The 15899-nt window shown below is 64.4% G+C and carries 17 protein-coding genes; 11 read left to right on the top strand and 6 right to left on the bottom strand.

Translation table 11 applies throughout. The features are described 5' to 3' along the window. Positions 1 to 66 precede the first annotated feature (66 nt). A complete protein-coding gene (locus L1080_RS21065) occupies positions 67 to 990 on the top strand; it encodes an SDR family NAD(P)-dependent oxidoreductase (protein ID WP_250773119.1) in 924 nt (307 codons plus the stop codon). Here L1080_RS21065 and L1080_RS21060 read toward each other — a convergent pair. Continuing rightward, a complete protein-coding gene (locus tag L1080_RS21060; protein ID WP_236603374.1) occupies positions 882 to 1523 on the bottom strand; it encodes a TetR/AcrR family transcriptional regulator in 642 nt (213 codons plus the stop codon). The genes L1080_RS21065 and L1080_RS21060 overlap by 109 nt on opposite strands. A gap of 84 nt (positions 1524 to 1607) precedes the next feature. Here L1080_RS21060 and L1080_RS21055 point away from each other — a divergent pair, with 84 nt between their 5' ends. From L1080_RS21055 to L1080_RS21015, 9 genes are all read left to right on the top strand, one after another. After that, positions 1608 to 2822: a cytochrome P450 gene (locus L1080_RS21055; RefSeq protein ID WP_250773133.1), complete on the top strand. Its 1215-nt coding sequence runs from the start codon at positions 1608 to 1610 to the stop codon at positions 2820 to 2822. Between the two features lie 64 nt (positions 2823 to 2886). Further along, positions 2887 to 3447, top strand: coding sequence for a TetR/AcrR family transcriptional regulator (locus tag L1080_RS21050; protein ID WP_159926877.1), 561 nt, complete (start codon positions 2887 to 2889; stop codon positions 3445 to 3447). A 6-nt stretch (positions 3448 to 3453) separates the two neighbouring features. After that, positions 3454 to 4680 (top strand): cytochrome P450, encoded by a 1227-nt coding sequence (locus tag L1080_RS21045; RefSeq protein WP_250773135.1) that lies wholly within the window; start codon positions 3454 to 3456, stop codon positions 4678 to 4680. Next, positions 4673 to 5455 (top strand): SDR family oxidoreductase, encoded by a 783-nt coding sequence (locus L1080_RS21040; RefSeq protein WP_250773137.1) that lies wholly within the window; start codon positions 4673 to 4675, stop codon positions 5453 to 5455. Before L1080_RS21045 ends, L1080_RS21040 begins: the two co-directional genes overlap by 8 nt. Next, positions 5455 to 6807 (top strand): cytochrome P450, encoded by a 1353-nt coding sequence (locus L1080_RS21035; RefSeq protein ID WP_250773139.1) that lies wholly within the window; start codon positions 5455 to 5457, stop codon positions 6805 to 6807. Before L1080_RS21040 ends, L1080_RS21035 begins: the two co-directional genes overlap by 1 nt. After that, a complete protein-coding gene (locus tag L1080_RS21030) occupies positions 6807 to 7025 on the top strand; it encodes a ferredoxin (protein WP_159919264.1) in 219 nt (72 codons plus the stop codon). Before L1080_RS21035 ends, L1080_RS21030 begins: the two co-directional genes overlap by 1 nt. Positions 7026 to 7117: 92 nt before the next feature. Further along, on the top strand, positions 7118 to 7633 hold the full coding sequence (locus tag L1080_RS21025; RefSeq protein ID WP_250773190.1) for a nuclear transport factor 2 family protein: 516 nt from the start codon (positions 7118 to 7120) through the stop codon (positions 7631 to 7633). Continuing rightward, positions 7627 to 8883, top strand: a complete 1257-nt coding sequence (locus L1080_RS21020) for a hypothetical protein (protein ID WP_374434453.1) — start codon at positions 7627 to 7629, stop codon at positions 8881 to 8883. Before L1080_RS21025 ends, L1080_RS21020 begins: the two co-directional genes overlap by 7 nt. 14 nt (positions 8884 to 8897) lie before the next feature. Then, positions 8898 to 10535, top strand: a complete 1638-nt coding sequence (locus L1080_RS21015; protein ID WP_250773143.1) for an acyl-CoA synthetase — start codon at positions 8898 to 8900, stop codon at positions 10533 to 10535. A 75-nt stretch (positions 10536 to 10610) separates the two neighbouring features. Here L1080_RS21015 and L1080_RS21010 read toward each other — a convergent pair whose 3' ends face one another. From L1080_RS21010 to L1080_RS21000, 3 genes are all read right to left on the bottom strand, one after another. Next, the gene (locus tag L1080_RS21010; RefSeq protein WP_250773146.1) at positions 10611 to 11273 is read right to left on the bottom strand and encodes a GNAT family N-acetyltransferase; all 663 of its coding nucleotides are present in this window, start codon (positions 11271 to 11273) and stop codon (positions 10611 to 10613) included. A gap of 101 nt (positions 11274 to 11374) precedes the next feature. Next, positions 11375 to 11866 (bottom strand): nitroreductase family deazaflavin-dependent oxidoreductase, encoded by a 492-nt coding sequence (locus L1080_RS21005; RefSeq protein WP_159919274.1) that lies wholly within the window; start codon positions 11864 to 11866, stop codon positions 11375 to 11377. Between the two features lie 8 nt (positions 11867 to 11874). Further along, positions 11875 to 13038 (bottom strand): steroid 3-ketoacyl-CoA thiolase, encoded by a 1164-nt coding sequence (locus tag L1080_RS21000; protein ID WP_213573746.1) that lies wholly within the window; start codon positions 13036 to 13038, stop codon positions 11875 to 11877. Positions 13039 to 13198: 160 nt separating this feature from the next. Here L1080_RS21000 and L1080_RS20995 point away from each other — a divergent pair, with 160 nt between their 5' ends. Continuing rightward, positions 13199 to 14455 (top strand): cytochrome P450, encoded by a 1257-nt coding sequence (locus L1080_RS20995; protein ID WP_159919278.1) that lies wholly within the window; start codon positions 13199 to 13201, stop codon positions 14453 to 14455. 149 nt (positions 14456 to 14604) lie between these two features. Here L1080_RS20995 and L1080_RS20990 read toward each other — a convergent pair whose 3' ends face one another. Then, the gene (locus L1080_RS20990; protein WP_250773148.1) at positions 14605 to 15021 is read right to left on the bottom strand and encodes a nuclear transport factor 2 family protein; all 417 of its coding nucleotides are present in this window, start codon (positions 15019 to 15021) and stop codon (positions 14605 to 14607) included. Between the two features lie 8 nt (positions 15022 to 15029). Continuing rightward, on the bottom strand, positions 15030 to 15893 hold the full coding sequence (locus L1080_RS20985) for a TIGR03619 family F420-dependent LLM class oxidoreductase (protein WP_159919282.1): 864 nt from the start codon (positions 15891 to 15893) through the stop codon (positions 15030 to 15032). Positions 15894 to 15899 lie beyond the last annotated feature (6 nt).

Genomic DNA, 15899 nt, shown 5'->3' with positions numbered 1-15899 from the left:
CTGTTCGGCGCAATGACTGGATGCGCCCGATTCATGGCAATACACGCCTCGCGGGAAGTGGAAAACATGAACTCACACCGAGCAAAGCACCTGGCAGGACGCGGCGCGGTGGTGACCGGATCGAGTCGCGGAATCGGCCGATCGGTTGCCCATGCGCTGGCGGCCGAGGGTGCCGGCGTGGTGGTCAACGGTCGCGACCGGGAGGCCTCCGACACGGTGGCACAGGAAATCGTCGATGCCGGCGGACGGGCAATCGCGGTTTCGGGCTCGGCCGCGGTGCCGGGTCTCGCGGAGGCGCTCGCGGATGCGGCGGTGAGCGCGTACGGGTCGGTCGACGTCTTGATCAACTGCGCGGGGATCGCGGAACCTCCGCAGTCGTCCATCCTGAACGTCACCGACGAGCAGTGGAGCGAACTGATCGACGCCCACCTGACCTCGACTTTTCGCACCTGCCGGGTGATCGCTCCGCTGATGGTTGCCCAGGGACGCGGCGCCATCGTGAACACGAGTTCGTTCGCGTTCCTCGGCGACTACGGCGGTACGGGGTATCCGGCGGCAAAAGGTGCGGTCAACAGTCTCACTCTGGCAATCGCAGCCGAACTCGCAGACTCGGGTGTGCGCGCAAACGTCGTCTGTCCGGGTGCGCGCACTCGACTGTCCGTCGGCGAAGAATACGAGCAACACATCGAAGAGCTGCATCGGCGCGGCATGCTCGACGACGCGGCGCGCTACGGTTCGCTTCATCCTGCGCCACCGGAGTACGTCGCCGCGCTCTATGCCTACCTGGCGAGCGATCGGGCCGCGGCGATCACTGGAGGCGTCTTCGTCGGATCAGGTTGTTTCGTAGGGCGATTCGAGCGGCAGACGCCGAAGTTCGTCGCCTACCGCGACCACGACACGGCGCCACCGTGGTCCCTGGACGAGCTGGCGGAACTGGTCTCCTCCACGCAGCCCACCCCGGACAGAGCTCCCCGCAGCACGGATTCGTAGATCGAGTCCAGGTCCAGCTCGTCGCCGAGGAAATCGGTATTCACCAGCATGACGAAGCCGTGCATGGCGGCGAAGATGCTGACAGCGGCATCGAGAGTGTCTTCGGGCGGCACGCCGCACGACGCCAGCATCGTACGCAGTGCCGTGTTGGCGTCAAGGGCCGCGGAGATGAAGGCGGCCCTGTCGACCGGGCTTGTAGTGAGTGTCCGGTATCGATGCGGGTGCTCGGTCGCCCAGGCGCGGTGCGCGTCGACGAGCGCCCGGAGGCCGTCCACACCGGTTCGACCCATCGCGGTCTCGCGTAGGTGCGCGCCGAGTTCCGCCATGGTGCGCACCTGAACAGCACCGCGGACGTCGTCGAGATTGCGGACGTGGTTGTAGAGCGACGCGGTGACGACCTCCAGTCGGGCGGAGAGACTCGTCATCGACAGGGGATCCCACCCGAGCTCGTCGATGATGTCGATCGCCGCATCCACGACCTTCTCGCGCGTCAGCGTGCGACGCCGGATCGGTTCTTTCTGCCCTCTCGCCATGGGTTCAGCATAAGGGCTTCCATAATAAATGAAAGTGTGTAGTTTGATGCACATCGCATTCATTTAGTCGATCGAGGAGCAGTGATGACCGCGTCTCGGATTGATCTCAAATCCCCCGACCTCTACGCGGAGGGGGTGCCCTACGCATTCTTCGACCGCCTGCGTAACAGCGAGCCCGTCTACTGGCAGCCCGAGGAGGGCGGCACCGGTTATTGGGCCGTGACGAAACATGCTGATGTCGTTGCCGTCTCGCGGGACAGCGCCACGTTTTCCTCCGCGGTGGGCACTACGCAGATCGACGACTTCGACGACGAGACCCGGGCGAAGCAAGCGGCCATGCTCGTCAATCTGGATCCACCGGACCACACTCGGTTGCGCCAGTTGGTCAGCCGAGGATTCACGCCGCGCATGGTCAAGTCGCTCGAGGCGCACATCCGGGACATCTGCTCGCAGATTGTCGACGACCTACTCGACGCGGGAGAGGTCGATTTCGTGCGCCGCGCCGCGGCCCCCTTACCGCTCGAGGTGATCGCGGCTCTCCTCGGCGCGCCCTCGTCGGACGTCGACAGGCTCTACGACTGGTCCAACCGGATGATCGGCTTCGACGATCCCGAGTACGCCACCACTCAGGCGGACGGCGAGCTCGCGGCGATGGAGATCTTCCTGTATGCCAACGAATTAGCGGCCCAGCGCCGCATCGAACCGCGCGACGACATCGTCACCAAGCTGGTCCAGCCGGACGAGAATGGTGACACCCTCACAGAGATGGAATTCAACATGTTCTTCGTTCTCCTCGTGGTCGCGGGGAACGAGACGACACGCAACGCCACCGCGGGCGGCATGCAAGCTTTCATCGACCATCCCGAGCAGTGGCGCCGGTTGCAGGCCGAACCGGAACTTGCCGCGACCGCGGTCGAGGAGATCCTGCGGTGGGTCACGCCGGTGATGGACTTCCGGCGCACCGCCACCCGTGACGCGATAATCGGCGATCAACCGGTTGCCGCGGGCGACAAGGTGGTCATCTATTACCCGAGCGCGAATCGTGACGAGGACGTGTTCGACGCGCCGTACTGTTTCGACATTGCCCGGACGCCCAACCCGCACGTCGCCTTCGGGGGTAGCGGAATCCACTTCTGCCTCGGCGCGCACCTGGCACGGCTGGAATTGCGGATCCTGTTCGAGACGATGGCCGCCCGTATCGATCGCGTGGAGCCGACCCGTCCCATAACGCGGCTGCGGTCGAATTTCATCAGCGGCATCAAGAAGATGCCCGTGCGTATTCACCCGCGCGAGCAGTAAGTGCAGGGCTTTTCGTTGCCAGACCGACCAAACTGTAGTAGCGTCCAGACACGTGTCCAGTAAGATGAATTTCGAGTCCACCCGCCGCCGTTTGACCGAAAAGCAGGCAGACACTGTCGAGCGTCTGACCAAGGCTGCAGTCGAGGTGTTGCGGGCAGAGGGATTCGCCGGTCTCACCGTTCGATCGGTGGCCGGACTCGCCGGCGTCGCCCCGGCAACGGCGTACACCTACTTCTCCTCCAAGGAGCACCTCGTCGCCGAGGTGTTCTGGCGCCGCCTCGCCGCTTCACCCGAGGAGGCGGACGCGGGTCTCGACCGGACCGGACGGGTGGTGGCCGTGCTGCGGCACATCGCACTGTTGGTCGCCGATGAACCCGAGTTGGCCGGCGCCGTCACCAGCGCATTGCTCGGCCGTGACCCCGACGTGGAGCACCTGCGCACGCGGATCGGCATCGAGATCCGGCAGCGACTCGCCGACGCGCTCGGCAGCAACCCGGATCCGGACGTACTCGAGGCGCTGGAGCTCTTGTACGCGGGTGGGTTGGTCCGCGCGGGCATGGGCTACGGGTCGTACACCGAATTCGCAGATCGACTGGAAACTTCCGCCAAGCTGATCCTGGAGTGAATGCACATGACCGCAGCGTCGATCCCCGGAGCGTCACTCGATCCGGTGACGTTCAATCCCTACGATTACGACTTTCACGAGGATCCCTACGTCACCTATCGCCGACTGAGGGAAGAGGCGCCGGTCTACTACAACCCGGAACTCGATTTCTGGGCTCTTTCGCGTCACGAGGACGTCGTTGCGGCGTTTCGGGACAGCACGCGGCTGTCGAGTGCCAATGGCGTGTCGCTCGATCCGGCCGCCTACGGACCGAAGGCGTACAAGACGATGTCGTTCCTGGCCTTGGACGATCCGCGGCACATGCGGATGCGCCAGCTGGTCTCCCGGGGATTCACTCCTCGGCGTGTCAACGAATTACACGGGCGCATAGAGGAATTGACGACGCAGTACCTCGACCCGGCCCTGGCATCGGGGGAATTCGACTGGATCTCGGAGTTCGCGGGCAGGCTTCCCATGGACGTCATCTCGGAACTGATGGGTGTCCCCGAAACGGACCGTTCCGAATTGCGGCGACTGGCCGACCTGGTGGTGCATCGGGAGGAAGGGGTCCTGGACGTTCCCCAGGCGGCCATGGAGGCGTCGCTGTATCTCGTGGGCTACTACGCGGACATGATCGCCGAGCGGCGCAAGAAGCCCGCGGACGATCTGACCTCGGCCTTGCTCGCGGCCGAGATCGATGGCGACCGGCTCACCGACGACGAGATCATCGCCTTCATGTTCCTCATGGTGGTTGCGGGCAACGAGACCACCACGAAACTGCTCGGCAATGCTCTGTACTGGGGCTCACGGTTTCCGGACGAGGCGCGCAAGGTCCTCGGCGACCCGAGCCGGGTGCCGGAATGGGTGGAGGAGACACTCCGCTACGACACCTCGAGTCAGATGGTGGCGCGCACGGCGGCCGTCGACGTCTCTTTCCGCGACACGACCATTGCCGCGGGTGACAAGGTGCTCATCCTCATCGGTTCCGCGAACCGCGACCCGGCGGTCTTCGAGGATGCCGACGAGTACCGAATCGGCCGGGACACCAGCAACAAACTTGCCAGCTTCGGCGGCGGCACACACTTCTGCCTGGGCGCGCACATGGCCCGCCTCGAAGCGAAGATCGCTCTGACGCAACTGGTCGAGAAGGTCGAAGGCTTTGAGGTGGACGAAACCAATTGTGTGCGTGTTCATTCGACCAACGTTCGAGGTTTCGCCTCGCTTCCACTGAAAGTGCAGGTCCGTCATGCCTAGGTTCGAACCCCATCCGCCGCGGCGTCCTGCGATCATCAGCGGTGCCTCTTCGGGGATCGGTACCGCCACTGCCTATGCGCTTGCCGATCTCGGTCATCCCGTGGCACTCGGGGCGCGGCGAGTGGCGGAATGCGAGGCCATCGCCGACAAGATCCGAAGTAGCGGCGGTGAGGCTTTCGCGCACTTCCTCGACGTCACGGACACGGCGTCCGTGAACGACTTCGTGACAGCGGCCGAGAGCACCTTCGGTTCGACGGAGATCGTGCTGTCCGGCGCCGGGGACCTCGAGTTCTCCACCGCCCACGAGATGGATCCGGATCAGTTCCTGAAGCAGGTCGATGTGCACCTCGTGGGTGCGCAGCGACTCGCGCATCGGATCCTCCCCGGGATGATCGAACGCAAGCGCGGTGATTTCGTGCTGATCGGATCGGATTGCGCAGACTCACCGCGGCCGCGGATGGGCGCCTACAACGCTGCGAAAACGGGCGTCGAGGCGATGGGCAGGCAGATGCGGATGGAACTGGAGGGTACCGGTATCCGTGCGTCGATCGTGCGTCCCGGGCCCACCCAGACCGCCATGGGGATGAACACCACCGAGGAGGTCATCGGACCCGTCCTCGAAGACTGGGCGAAATGGGGTTTCGCCCGCCACTCCTACTTCTTGCGTGCGTCCGCGATCGCTGATGCCGTCGTCGCCACCGTGAGTGCGCCCCGTGGAGCGCATCTGGTGCTGATCGAGGTTCAGCCCGAGGCGCCACTGCGAAAGGATGCCTGATGAATCCGACTCAGCCGCCGAGGGTTTCCGGCGGAGAGCGCGAACACGGCCACCTCGAGGAACTGCGCACCGACCCCATCGCCCTGATGCGGCGGGTGCGCGAGGAGTGCGGCGACGTGGGCGCCTTCCAATTGGTGGACCGCAACGTCATCATGCTGTCCGGGGCGGAAGCAAACGAGTTCTTCTTCCGTTCGAGCGACGAGGACCTGGATCAGCAGGCGGCCTATCCGTTCATGAAGCCGATCTTCGGTGAAGGTGTCGTGTTCGACGCCAGCCCCGAACGACGCAAGGAGATGCTGCACAACCAGGCTCTGCGCGGCGAGCAGATGAAGGGGCACGCCGCCACCATCGCCCACGAGGTCGATCGCATGGTGTCGCGCTGGGACGACGAGGGCGAGATCGACCTCCTCGAGTTCTTCGCGGAGCTCACCATCTATACGTCCTCGGCCTGCCTCATCGGCAAGAAGTTCCGGGACCAACTCGACGGTCGCTTCGCGCAGCTCTACCACGAACTCGAGCAGGGAACGGACGCGATCGCGTTCGTCGACCCCTACGCAGATATCGACAGCTTCCGGCGACGGGACGAGGCCCGGGTGCAGCTGGTCGCCCTCGTCCAGGACATCATGACGGACCGGATCGCCCACCCTCCGCAGGGCAAGGAGGACCGGGACATGCTCGACGTCCTCGTCTCGATCAAGGACGAGAACGGCAACGAGCGGTTCAGTGCCGACGAGATCACGGGCATGTTCATCTCGATGATGTTTGCCGGCCACCACACGACCTCCGGCACAGCGGCGTGGACGCTGATCGAACTGCTTCGCCACCCCGACTACGCGAAGCAAGTTGTGGGCGAGCTCGACGATCTGTACGCCGACGGCTCCGATATCAGCTTCGGGGCGCTGCGGCAGATCCCGAAACTCGAGGCGGTGCTGAAGGAAACATTGCGACTGCATCCGCCGCTGATCATCCTGCTGCGGGTCGCGCAGGGCGACTTCGAGGTAGGCGGATACCAGATCGCGCAGGGCGACCTCGTGGCCGCGACACCAGCGATCTCCAACCGCTTGGCCGAGGACTTCCCGAACCCGGACGCGTTCGACCCCGAGCGCTACATCGATCCGAATCAGGAAGACATCGTCAACCGGTGGACGTGGATCCCGTTCGGTGCGGGCCGGCACCGCTGCGTCGGTGCGGCATTCGCCTTGATGCAGCTCAAAGCTATCTTCTCCATCCTTCTGCAGGACTGGGAATTCGAGATGGCGCAGCCGTCGGAGACATATCGCAACGACCACAGCAAGATGGTGGTTCAGCTGCAGCAGCCTTGTGCGGTGAGGTACCGGAAGCGCAGCAAGTGATGAAAGTCGAAGCCGACCTCGATCTGTGCCAGGGCCACGCCATGTGTGAGCTCGAGGCACCTGAGGTGTTCACCGTGCCGAAGCACGGGCAGGTCGAGATTGTGGATACCGCCCCGCCCGAGGCGCTGCGCGCGAGTGTGGAGAGCGCCGTGCGCTTCTGTCCCACGCAGGCCTTGCGGATCGTCGAAGACAACGACACTTCTGAAGGAGATTCCTGATGTCACAGTTCGATCGAAGGATCGACCCGGCGGTACAGTTCGATCGAAGGATCGACCCCGCAGTGCAGTTCGATCGCGCCGAGCTCGATGAGATGGTGCAGCGGTGGATAGACGAGAACAAGCGCTGCGAATCGCTCGGTGACTGGAAGCCGCTCGCCGAGATGTACACCGTGGACGCGACGTACGGATGGAACTACGGCCCCAAGGACGACTTCATGGCCGTCGGGCGCGACGAGATTCGAGACCTCGCGCTCGGACAGGAGATGGAGGGTTTGGAGGGCTGGGAGTACCCCTATCAGAAGGTCGTCATCGATGACCGCAGCGGCGACGTCATCGGGTTCTGGAAACAGGTCTCCGATCGCACCCGCGAGGACGGCACCCACTACCAGGTGTACGGGATCGGTGGCAGCTGGTTCCGCTACGGCGGCAACTTCCAATGGTCCTGGCAGCGTGACTTCTTCGACTTCGGCAACGTCTCCGCCCTGTTCCTCGAGATGATCACGAACAACGCGATGTCCGACGGTATGAACGCGCGGATCGCGCGCTCGACCTCCGGCCGGCTTCCGGGGTGGTATCCGGTGGGCCAGGCCCCGGTTCCGTTGTGGTGAGTGCCGTGCGGGTTCCCACCTCGTTCGCGGACCTGTCCCGTGAAGATCTCGCTGTGCTGGTGCCGGAACTGCTGCTGTGTGGTCATTTGATCGATCGCTCCGGCATGCCGCATCTGATCGGCGCGTTCGGACGTGGAGGGATGACGCAGGTCGCGATCGAGGAGTGGATGGCGGCGAGCCCGATCTACACCAAGCGGATGCAGCGCGCGCTGGCGTTCGAGGGTGACGGCGTCGTGACCATCTTCAAGGGTCTGCAACTCGACATCGGCGCGCCCCCACAGTTCATGGATTTCCGCTACCGCGTGATCGACCATGATCACGGCGAGTTCTGGCTGGACCATTGCGGGGCCCTCATGGACGTCGAACCGATGGGCGACGAGTACGTCACGTCCATGTGCCACGACATCGAGGACCCGACCTTCGACGCGACCGCGCTGGCCACCAACCCGCACGCGCAGGTGCGACCGGTCCACCGTCCGCCCCGGCGCCCGGCGGATCGCACTCCCCACTGCAAGTGGACCGTGACCATCGACGACGCACATACCCCACCGCCGGTGCCCGAGGGCCTGGTGACGCTGGGCAGGTCGATGGCCGCGGCGGTCGAGTTGTCGCCGATCGATACTCGTGGGCCCGGCCGCCACGACTACTCGGATGTGCTTCTGAGCGATCTGCGTTTCTCCGACTTCTCCCATTCGGCCCTCGTCCGGATGGCCGAGGAAGTGTGCCTGCAACAGCACCTGCTCACGCTCGGATTCCTGTTGGCAGTGCGGTCGCGTACCGACGAGGAGTCGGCGATGACCATTGCGCGCAGACAATTCACCGGTATCGCCGGTCTGACCTCCGAGCGAATCCGGAACGCGCTCGGTCTGCCTGGCGACCTCGAGGGACTCGCAGCGGTGCTCGCCGTCCACCCGGCGTTCAATCCTCCCCAGTACGTCGAGGTCACGACCACCCTCGTCGATCGCCTCTTCCTCACCATTCGGCGTGCAGGCGGTTCCGACGCGGACGGTGCCTGGCCCTCGATGATCGACGGCGCACATCTGGAACCGCTCGACGCACTGCTGCGCGGGGTATCGCCGCGCTTCTCCGCACGGGTGATCGAGGAGACGGACACGGCGCTCACCGTGGAAGTCGTCACCGGGGAGGCGCCCGCGAAGGAGGCGTCGGAGGTGGCGCTCACCCGGTTCAGCACGGGCGCCGACTTCGCCTTCACCGACCGTGGCATACCGCTACCCCTCACCGTCGTCTGAAAGAGGACAAGTCCATGGCGTACAACCTTGCAGACCTCTTCGAACACTCCGTCGACGCCATGCCGGACCGGGTTGCGCTGATTGCAGCTGGACGGCGAATCACCTACCGCGAACTCGAGGACCGGGCCAACCGCTTGGCGCACAACCTACTCGAAGCAGGCCTGACCGCCGGCTCCCATATCGGTGTGCACCTGCACAATTCGATCGAGACGGTGGAAACGCTGCTGGCCGCGTTCAAGATCCGGGCCGTTCCCATCAATATCAACTACCGATACACCAGCGACGAACTCGCCTACGTCTACGGCAACGCCGACTTGGAAGCCGTCGTCCATCATCGGATCTACTCGCCGCGGATCGCCGAAGTCCTGCCGTCGCTGCCGAAGATCCGGTACACCGTGGTCGTCGAGGACGACCTCGGCGGCGCCGGGGTGTACAGCGACTCGGTGCCGTACGAGGAAGCGCTGTCCGGCAGCGGCCGAAGGGACTTCGGCGAGCGCAGCAACGACGATGTGTTCATCATGTACACCGGCGGCACCACGGGACGTCCGAAAGGTGTCGTGTGGACGCACGAGTCCATCTGGCGAGTGCTCGCCGGCGGCCTCGACTTCTATACCGGTGAGGCCATCGAAGACGAATACCAGCAGTCCCGGGTGGGGTCCGAGGGCGAGCCGACGTTGTGGTTCGCGTTGCCGCCGCTGATCCACGCCGCGGCGATGATGCCCACCCTCACCGCGCTGTTCAGCGGGAACACCGTGCTTGTGGAGTCGAAATTCGATCCGCACCGGACCTGGGAACTGGTGGAGCGACACCGGGTGCAGATCCTCATCATCACCGGAGATGCGATGGGGCGTCCCCTGATCGAGGCTCGTCAGTCCTTGCGCACCGACACGTCGAGCCTTGCGGTGGTCGCGTCGGGTGCGGCGTTGTTCTCCCCGGTGATCAAGGATGCGTTTCTCGAGGAGTTCCCGAACCTCGTGGTGTCGGATTCCATCGGCGCCTCCGAAACCGGTTTCGGTGGAATCGGGTTCGCGACCAAGGGGCAGAAGCAAGTAGGCGGCCCGCGGGTACCCGCCGGACGGTATGCCATGGTGATCGGTGACGACGATCGCCCCATCGAGCCCGGATCCGGCAAGGATGGCTGGTTCGCCAAGGGCGGCTACGTCCCGCTCGGCTACTACAACGATCCCGAGAAGACGAGGGAGATATTCCGGGAGGTCGACGGCAAGCCCGTCGTGGTCACCGGTGACCGTGCGCGCATCGAGGAGGACGGTTCGATCACCCTCCTCGGGCGCGGCAACATGGTGATCAACACCGGCGGTGAGAAGGTGTTCGCCGAAGAGGTCGAGAGCGCGGTGAAGGCGTACCGAGACGTCTACGACGCCATCGTCGTCGGTGTGCCGGACGAACGCTGGGGGCATCGCGTCTCCGCGGTCGTGCAGTCGCGGGACGGTGCCGGAATCGACTTCGACGGCCTCGAACAACACGTGCGGCAGAGCCTCGCCGGGTACAAGATTCCGCGGCTCCTGTGGGTGGAGGACGCTGTGCAGCGAACGCCCAGCGGCAAGCCGGACTACCGCTGGGCGCAGGGCGTCACCAAGCAGCGGGAGCCAGACCACCGCGTCATGTCAGCCGACCAGGCGGACAGCGCCTAGAGGGCCAGCATCTCTGTTCGCACCGAACGTGGTGGCGCAGCGCGCGGGTGCGCGCCGTGCCACCACGGTGCAGGGTCAGGCCGGTGCGCGAACGACCAGAACCGTGCCGGGGAACTCGGCGGCCAGTTCCTGCCTGCTGTGCTTCACGGCGGCGGTGCCGTACCCCTTCTTGCGGCACTCGGGTGCTACCCAGATGGCTACGTCGACTTCGCGTCCGGTGAGCTCACCGAAGACCAACCCGACGGAGGTGTTCTCGGCGGTGTCCTCGCAGACGAACCACGCTGCGGACTCGTCGTCGATTCGCTTCAAACCCTCCGCGCGTTCCTTCTCGATCCGCTCCTGCGACCACGGAGTGCCGTCTTCCTCCTGTTCGGCGCAGCGGCGGCGGAACAACTCGGCGTCCTCGTCGGTGGGCGTGAACGGGCGCAGACGGAAATTGCGCCCGGTGCTCGCCGGGCGGTCGGACGCCGTCCACTCCAACTTCGCGTCGAGGTCTTCGAGTTCCGACTGGATGCGGAGGCGTTCATCCTTGGTGAGGCGACGGAACGTCAGATTGAGGACGGCTTCCGCGTACGCTTCGGATGTGTCCAGGAGGCCGGCGACGGTGGTGAGCGCCTCGGCATGATCCTTGCTGTCGACGATGGCATCGAGGACTTCGTGTCGCCGTTCGAGCGCGCGCAGAAGTGCTGCCGTGAGCTCCCGACGGTCGTGTATCCGATCTTGAACCTGTGTCGTCATATCTGCTTTCCTCGCCTCGGCCGTCGTACATCTTCCGTACGGGGTCAATACTGCAAGAAGTCTCCGGACATGGCATCCGTTACCCGGCGGTACATACAGTTTTATCGTGGGGTGCAGATGACGACGGGGATCGTTCGCTCGGTCCAGGCCTGGTAGTTGTCGAAATCGGGATACATGTCGACGAGCCTCGGCCACAGCTGCGCGCGTTCCTCGGCGGTGGCCACGCGCGCCGTCATCGGCAGCACGCGGGACTTCACCTGAACGGTGACCGCCGGATCGCTCCGCAGATTCAAGTACCACATCGGGTGCTTCGGCAACCCGCCCTGCGAGGCGACGAGGACGATGTGCTCGCCGTCCTCGAGGAACAGCAGTGGGTTGACCCGGGGTTCGCCGCTCTTGCGGCCGGTGGTGGTGAGCAGGCAGACGGGCAGTCCGCGCGGGAAGGCACTGCCCACCCGCCACGTGCTGCCCAGCCGCCCGCCCGTCCGCTGATACAGGACGACATTGATCTTCGACATCCACTTGATGATGGAGACCGTCCACTTGGAGTCGAGGCCACGCGGTCGGGCGGGGGCGCGGGCAGGTGTGTTCATGGCTGATCCTAGATTCGCTCGATGATGGTGCCGGTGGCCAGCGCGCCGCCCGCGCACATCGTGATCAGTGCCGTCGACCCGTCGGTGCGCTCGAGTTCGTGCAGCGCGGTGGTGATGAGTCGGGAACCCGTGCTGCCCACGGGATGCCCGAGCGCGAGAGCGCCGCCGTTGACGTTCACCTTGTCCATGTCGGGTCCGTGGACGGACGCCCACGACAGAAGCACGGAGGCGAATGCTTCGTTCACCTCGAACAAGTCGAGGTCGCCGATTTTCATTCCGCTGCGTTCGAGCACGCGTGCGGTGGCCTGGACGGGACCGTCGAGGTGGAACTCGGGTTCCGACCCGACAAGGGCCTGGGCGACGATACGGGCGCGTGGTGTCAGTCCGAGCGCGCGCGCCCGGGACTCGTCCATCAACATCACCGCGGCCGCGCCGTCGGAAATTTGTGAGGACGTGCCGGCCGTGTGGATGCCGCCCTCGAGGACGGGCTTCAGCGTGGCCAGCGACTCCGCGGTCGTGTCCCGCAGGCCCTGGTCCCGGCTGACCACTCGGCTTTCGCCGGTGGCGTTGCCTTCCTTGTCGACGACGGGCGCCGTCATCGTCAGGACCTCGCGATCGAACCGGCCTTCGTCCCACGCCTGCTTGGCCCGTGCCTGCGAACGGACACCGAGTGCCTCGACGTCTGCGCGCGTGATCCCGCGGCGACGGGCGATCCGCTCGGCTGCTTCGAACTGATTGGGCATGTCGATGTCCCAGTCGGCGGGTCGGCGAGGTCCGGCGTTCTCGCCTACGTTCGCGCCGAGCGGGACCTGGCTCATCGCTTCTATCCCGCAGGCAATTCCGACGTCGATGGTGTCGGTCGCGATGAGTCCGGCAATCAGGTGATTGGCCTGCTGCGCCGATCCGCACTGGCAGTCGATCGTCGTTGCGCCGACCTGCCAGGGCAGCCCGGCATGCAGCCACGCCGTGCGGGTGATGTTGTTGGACTGCGCACCGGCCTGGGTGACGCAACCACCGATCACCTGCTCCACCAATTCCGGGTCGATGCCGGAGCGGTCGAGGATGCCCCGCTGGACGGCCCCGAGGATCTCGGCGGCATGCAAACCCGACAACCACCCACCACGTTTTCCGATGGGTGTACGCACTGCCTCGACGATTACTGGTGTGCCCACGGCGGGCTCCTTTCCTTGTCCTCAGAAAATAGAACAGGTTCTCCTATGGTGGCAAGGACCGGACCGGCTTTCCTTTGCTAGTCGCCTGGCTTGTGTTTCAATGTTAGTAGAACGTGTTCCACATCACGAAGTGGTGTATGGCCTAGGGCAGGAGACAGCAGTGGCGCAGCCCAATCTTCCAGAGGGTTTCGACTTCACCGACCCGGACATCTACGCAGAGCGCATCCCCTACCAGGAGTTCGCCGAGCTGCGTAAGACTGCGCCGATCTGGTGGAACCCGCAGCCGCCGGAGATCGGTGGCTTCCACGACGACGGCTACTGGGTGGTCAGCAAACTCGACGACGTCAAGGAGGTCTCGCGGCGCAGTGACGTGTTCTCCACGCACGAGAACACCGCGATCGTCCGCTTCGCCGACGACATCCCTCGCGAGAACATCGATATGCAGCGGTTCATCCTCATCAACAAGGACGCCCCCGAGCACACCAAGCTCCGCAAGCTGGTTGCCCGAGGATTCACGCCTCGCGCGATCAACAGCCTCCGCGACGAACTCACCGAGCGCGCCGAGAAGATCGTCAAGGAAGCCGCAGAAGCGGGAGCCGGTGACTTCGTCACTCAGATCGCCTGTGAACTTCCCCTGCAGGCCATTGCCGAGCTTCTCGGCGTGCCGCAGGAAGATCGGCTCAAGGTATTCGACTGGTCGAACCAGATGACCGGATACGACGATCCCGAACTGGACATCGATCCCCAGGCAGCGTCGATGGAAATCCTCGGCTACGCCTATCAGATGGCCGACGAGCGCAAGAAGTGCCCGGCCAATGACATCGTCACGACGCTGATCGAAGCGGACATCGACGGAAACGAACTCTCGCCCGAGGAATTCGGGTTCTTCGTCATTCTCCTGGCGGTGGCAGGCAACGAGACCACCCGCAACGCCATCACGCACGGCATGATCGCTTTCCTCGACCATCCCGATCAGTGGGAACTCTACAAGAAGGAACGCCCGAAGACGGCAGCCGACGAGATCGTTCGCTGGGCCACCCCGGTCAATTCCTTCCAGCGCACCGCGCTCGAAGACACCGAGCTGGGCGGCGTGCAGATCAAGAAAGGGCAGCGAGTCGTGATGCTCTACGGCTCAGCGAATTTCGACGAGGACGCCTTCGACCATCCCGAGAAGTTCGACATCCTGCGGGAGAACAATCCGCACGTCGGTTTCGGCGGAACGGGCGCACACTTCTGCCTGGGCGCGAACCTCGCCCGGCTCGAAATCGACCTGATCTTCAATGCCATCGCAGACCACTTGCCCGACATCAGTAGGCTTGGAGATCCGCGGCGACTGCGCTCGGGTTGGCTCAACGGAATCAAGGAGTTCCCAGTGGACTACAAGACGACGTCTGGCGGCTGCCCGGTCAAGCACTGACCCCCACAAATTCAGCGGCGTCGGAGGGCACCCTCATCCTCTCCGACGCCGCTGTTCTATGTCCTGCTGTTTCTTCATTCGAATCGACGCACGACGAAGGCCCCGGTCCGCTGGTGGACCGGGGCCTTACGCGCGGAAAGTTCGCGGCGTCAGAGTGTGCGCACAGTCTTCATCGCCCGCTCGACCTCCCAGAAGGCGCGGAGAGATGCGATCTTGCCTTCCTCGTTCACCCGGTAGATGATCACGCCCTCGGCGTCGATCTGTGCTCCGCCGACGACTGACCGTATCGTCCCGATGGTCACATTCTCGTTGCCGCACACGAGCGAATCGGTGATGAGGAATTCGAGCGACTCGGTGGTCGCGATCGTCATGTCGTAGAACCGTGAGATCGCCTCGAGTCCACGATGCCCCTTGCCTTCGGGGTCGAAATGCGAGGGACCGACAGGGTCTTCCACGCAGGCGTCGTCGGCGAACAAGGCGAGCCACTCGTCCTTGCGTCTCCGCCTGGCGGCCTCTCGTGACGCCTGCCCCGCAAGGCGTGCCGGGTGGTCGGTGGTGGTGGACATGTGCACCCCTAGTCGATGTACTGGTTGGCGAACTTACGCATGGAGTCCTGCTTGGCTTCGAGGGGTCCGTCGAACCCGATGCCGTCGAAGATCCACGGGACGACGATGGTGTCGGTCACTCCCGCCTCGGCCAGTTCCGCGTATCCCTCCTTGCCGAAGCGGTCGATGCAGACGGTCTGTATTTCGTACGGCAGCTCGGCCCTCCCGTACTCCTCGCGGAGTGCACGGAGGCGTGCAATCACCTGGACGAGATCGTCGAATTTGATCATTGCCGACGTCCAGCCATCGCCCACCCTGGCGGCCCGGCGAAGTGCCACGTCGGTGTGCCCGCCGACGTAGAACGGCACCGGTTTCGTGGGGGCCGGGCTCATCTGCAGGCGGTCGAAGTCGTAGAACGCACCGTGGTACTCGACCATTCCGCCACCGAGAATCAGTTTGATGACCTCGATCATCTCGTCGACGCGGGCGCCCCGTTTCGCGTACGGAACCCCGCACCATTCGAATTCCTCCGGAGCCCAGCCGATGCCGACCCCGAAGCCGAAGCGATTGCCGGTCAGATTCGCCACGGACCCAACTTGGCGGGCGAGGAGCACCGGGTTGCGCGATCCCAGTTTGAGTACCTGGGTGTAGAACTCGATCCTCGAGGTGACAGCGCCCATCGCCGCGGCGGCGATCAGTGGATCCACCCAGGGCGTTTCCTCGTTCCACATCCGCGAACCGTCCGGGGTGTACGGGTAGTCGGTGCTCTGCTTCTCCATGAAGAACAGCGAGTCGGGCAGCGCGATGGACGAGAAGCCGCACTCCTCGGCTGTTTTCGCGAGGGCAGGTAGTTGGTCGAGGGGATTCATGGCAATGCCGACGGTGAATTTCATGATGGT

The sequence above is a fragment of the Rhodococcus sp. MSC1_016 genome, assembly GCF_023667485.2.
Lineage (GTDB): Bacteria > Actinomycetota > Actinomycetes > Mycobacteriales > Mycobacteriaceae > Rhodococcus_F > Rhodococcus_F oxybenzonivorans.
Note: the sequence above shows the minus strand (reverse complement) of the source record. Positions and strands in the feature narration are given on the sequence as shown.